Genomic DNA, 4,764 nt, shown 5'->3' with positions numbered 1-4,764 from the left:
AACCCGACCTTACTAAGAAACCCGATGGCCACCTGAGCTACACCACCCCGTGGGACACGATCACCTTCTCTTGCATTTCCTCGTAAGAACTTAGCTTTTTCTTCTCATCGAAGGCGTCCCGCGCTTCATTGGCAGCTTTTGGGGCTTTCCTAAGATTTTCGGGATTCACGGCACTCATCTCAAGCACCCCGTCTTCTCTGCACGTCCAGCCATAGGGGACGATTTTCAGACGGGTCTGAAAGAGTTTGAGTTGGTGCTTCGCTACCCAGAAAATTCCGTTTTTCGATTTGAGATGGGGCACATAGGGTGCCAATTCATCTTGCACAAATTTCGCGAGGACGTTGAAATCTTCGGAATCCCGAGCAATAACGCCGGGTTTCAATTCGGAAAGTTTTTTCATCCCATGCTCCTTTGCATGTCTCCGTGCAGGAATAAGTTTTTTATGAATAAAAATAACTGGATAAGACTACGTAGACTGTACGGATTTGGCCTGACAGACGTATGGTCTGCCCCACTTGAGTGGTCTAGCTTGTAGGATAGTGCAACGAGCGCCTTCGGTCGACAAGAAAGATCCTTTTGAGGCGTGCCGCGTTGCCAAGAGAGCGGCAACATCCAACCAAGATCAGCGCTTAGTCGGATATGCGGCAGCGTATCGCTCGTCCCACGATTTGCGGATCCGCTTTGACCCCCGAAACAGGCCGTCGCCACCATTGATGCGTTGCAGCTCGGCAGCAGAGATGCGGCCAGAACTTAGCGCTTCCTCATCGAGCTGTCGCGAGAGAGCCTTTTGCCGGGCGCGCTCTTCCGGATCGAACCGTCCTACGTTCATGGCCACCCCCCCATCGATCAGTTTTTTAATGCTATCACATCAAAGCGGATCCGGACAGTCTGGCTTGGTAGAGACCTTCGACTTCAAGGGGTGAGATGTCACGTCGAGCTAGCATTCCGCATTCTGCGTAAACGTCAGCTCAGCGGATATTTCTGCCAGTTGCTGCAACGGTCTGATCGGTGCCGCGCTCACGAGACATTTTACTGAAAGGGCGGATGTTGTTGAAAAAGTCGGTCGAAATCGCCGATTTTGAGGCTCGCCGCCGCCGGGCAAGGCTATTGCGTTCGGGCGATCGCCCGTCGACCCGCCTCAAGGCGGTAATATGGCCGCTCAGCTCATGCTGCGGCCTCCTGTCGGACGCTTCGCGGGCGGAGCTTCGCGAGTTTTCGGAGGTTCTGGGCGATGGCGGCAAGCAGGAATTCGTCCTTGGCGCCGTTTGGCCCACGGAGCCGCAGCCGTGTCAGGCCACGGATGCGCTTGAGGTGCGCGAAGAGCATCTCGACCTTCTTCCGTTTGTCGCGCGACACTTTGTAGGCCTTGGTCTTGCGGCATTCTCTGGCGAATTCGCGCGCCTCTTCATGGGGCTCGCGCGTGACATATCGCGCATCGGCTTTCGGGCAACAGATCTCTTTGGATAGGCAGGCTTGGCAGGTTGCCTTCAAGCACCGGTATTTCTTTCGTCCGCCGGTATCCTGGCCCCGGTTCGGATCGGAATAGTTGCGTCTGAACTGTTTGAGGGCATGGCCTTCAGGGCAGATATACTGATCATTCTTCTCGTCCCACTGGAAGTCCGAGCGAGAGAAAGTGCCATCGGTCCGTTCCGACTTATCGATCACCGAGATGAAGGGAATGATGCTGCGCTTCTCGACCAGCCAGCCCAGGTTCTCGGCATTGCCGTAGGCGGTATCGGCGGCCAGCCAATCCGGTTTGACGCCAAAGCGTTTTTCGGTCCTGTCCAGCATCGTGCGCGCAGCTCCGACCTCGGCCTGGCGGATCGCCCTTGTCGCCTCGACATCCATGATCACCGAGCTCTTGGTGTCGATCAGGTAGTTGGTGGCATAGGCGAAGTAGGGGCGGCTCTCCTCCGCACGGGTCCATTGCGCTGCCGGATCAGACTTGGCGACGAACTTGGGTTGCACAGGAGAGGCCGCACCAAAAGCGGCGTCATCCAGTGTCTCCAGATATTCCCGTGCCGCCCGGTTGCCGGCTTCCCGCGCGACCTCGGGGCTCCAGTCTTCCGCCGCGACGGACCGGACCTTATTGGCATCCGCCGGGATAAGGCTGGCATCGACTGCGAAGCCTTCGCCCGACACCAGGTCCTCCTTCAGGCAGCGTTCAACGGTTGCCTCGAAAACCTGCCGCAGCAAGCCACTTTCCCTGAACTTGCCATGGCGATAGCGGGAGAAGGTCGAGTGATCCGGGACATTGCCTTCCAACCCCAACCGGCAGAACCAGCGATAGGCCAAGTTCAGGTGAACCTCATCACAGAGCCGGCGCTCCGCACGGATCCCCATGACATACCCGATCACCAGCATCCGGATGATCAGTTCCGGATCGATCGAGGGGCGACCAAGATGGCTGTAGAATGGGCGCAGCGCCTCGCGCAGAGTGTCACCATTCAGGAACAGGTCGATCTCGCGCAGCATGTGATTGGCCGGGACGTGCCGCTCCAGATCGAAATCGTAAAACAGCTGCGCCGGTGCTTCTTGCCTGCCCATCATGACGAAATCCTCCAATCTCCTCATAGTCGAGTGAATCGAAAGACTTGCCGCAGCGCAACAAAGACTTTTTCAACAGCATCGGCGGGAAGCCGACCTTCGCCGCAGGCGAGCAATGATCACCTAGCCAAGATGGAAGCCGCCATTCGTAGTGGACCAAAATCAAGGACCTTCAGTATCTAAGGATGTCGGCTGTGGACCAGAACGACGACATACCTATGTACAGCCTTACATGAGAACGAAGAGGTTCTGCTGGCGATCGTCCCCTGAACGCTTAAACGGTTTCGACAGCGAACTGCATTTCTCTTCGAGATTGCAATTCTTAGCGGAATGGATGTTATGGAACCAAAGGCAGATGGGGAGGGAGTCGCGGGAGGGTTGTGACTTGTGGTATTATAAAAGCTAGCCATGCGGAGCTTTCGAGTGAACGCGGCAACGATTAGATCGACGATGATAAGACATAACGTCTAGCGCAACGTTCAATGATAAAAAACGCCGGTCACGTTTTCCTAACAGGAGACGTCCATGCGATATTATACTATTAATTATCAGGATGTTATAGTTGATTCCGGCGGCGATTGGGATGATTTCGCTTTATCTAACGATGGGGCTGCCGCTACTACGCAGTCTATCTTAGGCGCCTCATTATGGAGCCAAATATCAGGGTCCCAGACACGCAGTTTTTTAAATGCTCTTTTTTTCCCTGTAAGAGATTCCGGAAATCCGATCATCACTCGGTATAGATGCGATAGCCCTAAGAAGAGCCGTCTATTTGAGCAAAAAATCACTCTGAACGGAGATTGTAGCCTTACAGTCTCTCATGAGCTCGTCTGGAAAAATTCCAAAAATACCGCTAAGATACTGACAAAAAATGGAAATTTGACGAATCAATGTGCTCAGTGTTTACGGGTTGAGTGCGGCAATCAATGGCTAGAGACCTACGCCTATAGCTTGAGCATCCCAAATGAAATTCAACTCAACTACAGCGTGTGTCCGGACTGTAAGGAAGCTGCAACAATGGCGATACATGACGCTCGGATTATCGCGTTTAACAAAAATGCATCGGGCAGACGATGACACTTCGCGGATGACCGCAAACTATTAACTAGCCATGCTTTTTCTGTATGCACTGATAGCGAAGTTCACAAAAAATATGCACCTTCAACGGTTTTATGGAATTTCGACGGGATGGGGCATAAGTTGCGGAAAACGTGTGTTGCGCCGCTTGATTGCGCGATTGATCACAGCCTTACATACTGATGCTCTGTACTACCGACACCGCTTCCGAGCCCTGCTTTTTAAGTGCCGTACCATACAGCTTCAGGACACTGCACGATTGGGCCTCGCCCAAAAGGACAACCTGCATCCCAGTGATAGAAAGATACACATCATCCCCCAGAAAGCTGGATAAGATGGCTCTTTTGAAATCCTGGATCGGCAGAGACGACGCACGAAAGATCGAGATGATGTAACTATCTTTGCTCGGTCGTGTAAACGAGCACCGAAAACTCCCGACATCGTCAAGAGAGACAGCTCCCCGATAGCTCACAGGCCGTCCTCCGGCAAAGACATGGTTAGAAATGTCTTATGACGCAGAAAATCTGCAGAGAAAACCGCCCACGCACATCATGAGCTTAGATACTATCTCTTATTAGGAAAAATCCTCATGTCGCTTTAAGAACAGAGGTAACATGTTGATTTAATAAACCTAAGATCAACTAACCGATAAAAAAATTCAGTCAGAAGGAACAAAATTTATTTTTGGTCGTTTTTCCGTGTTTGTAGTTGGCAGGAAAACTCATGTCATATTTTTTAAAAGAACAGCACCGAATTTGGGAGGCAATACGTGAGCTGGAAGCGATAATTTCGCGTAGGTTACCTGAAGAAGGTGCCCACACGAACGCAGGAATTATGCGTTTAAATCACGCTCTTGCACAAAAATACGTACAACTCGAAGAGCATCTAGATCTTTGCAGACTAATGGATGTCACCCTGCCGTCTGCCTGCGAAGTTGTCACTATTCGGCCCGAAGTTTCTCTTCGCATCGTTTCCAGCGAGCGTTCTCAGCAGACAAAAAATTCTGAAAATAGATTATGAAAATAGTCATTTATGACAGGGGAAGACTGTTTCCATTGTAAGCGACAAGGAGCCCCCGTGGGTTAGCGGCGAGGCTTGTTCGAGATAGGCTGGTGGCGTTGGTCTGACGCTGAGGTTAAA

Annotated in this window: 4 protein-coding genes; 2 read left to right on the top strand and 2 right to left on the bottom strand. The window is 52.1% G+C overall.

Annotation, left to right across the window (positions count from 1 at the left end; genetic code table 11):
* Positions 1-37: 37 nt before the first annotated feature.
* Together VSX56_RS20395 and VSX56_RS20390 are read right to left on the bottom strand one after the other, a co-directional pair.
* Positions 38-400, bottom strand: coding sequence for a hypothetical protein (locus tag VSX56_RS20395; protein WP_350939355.1), 363 nt, complete (start codon positions 398-400; stop codon positions 38-40).
* Between the two features lie 764 nt (positions 401-1,164).
* The gene (locus VSX56_RS20390) at positions 1,165-2,550 is read right to left on the bottom strand and encodes a transposase (RefSeq protein WP_350939354.1); all 1,386 of its coding nucleotides are present in this window, start codon (positions 2,548-2,550) and stop codon (positions 1,165-1,167) included.
* 522 nt (positions 2,551-3,072) lie between these two features.
* Between VSX56_RS20390 and VSX56_RS20385 the strand changes: the two genes are divergently transcribed.
* A complete protein-coding gene (locus VSX56_RS20385; RefSeq protein WP_350939353.1) occupies positions 3,073-3,624 on the top strand; it encodes a hypothetical protein in 552 nt (183 codons plus the stop codon).
* Between the two features lie 723 nt (positions 3,625-4,347).
* Positions 4,348-4,644: a hypothetical protein gene (locus VSX56_RS20380; RefSeq protein ID WP_350939352.1), complete on the top strand. Its 297-nt coding sequence runs from the start codon at positions 4,348-4,350 to the stop codon at positions 4,642-4,644.
* Positions 4,645-4,764: the final 120 nt, after the last annotated feature.

This window comes from Thioclava kandeliae (genome assembly GCF_040297545.1).
Classification (GTDB): Bacteria; Pseudomonadota; Alphaproteobacteria; order Rhodobacterales; family Rhodobacteraceae; genus Thioclava; species Thioclava kandeliae.
This window is presented reverse-complemented; position numbering and strand designations above follow the sequence as displayed.

Bases quoted from the DNA above. Each gene is read 5' to 3' on its own strand.
- VSX56_RS20395 (WP_350939355.1), bottom strand. From the start codon at position 400: ATGAAAAAACTTTCCGAATTGAAACCCGGCGTTATTGCTCGGGATTCC.
- VSX56_RS20390 (WP_350939354.1), bottom strand. From the start codon at position 2,550: ATGATGGGCAGGCAAGAAGCACCGGCGCAGCTGTTTTACGATTTCGAT.
- VSX56_RS20385 (WP_350939353.1), top strand. From the start codon at position 3,073: ATGCGATATTATACTATTAATTATCAGGATGTTATAGTTGATTCCGGC.
- VSX56_RS20380 (WP_350939352.1), top strand. From the start codon at position 4,348: ATGTCATATTTTTTAAAAGAACAGCACCGAATTTGGGAGGCAATACGT.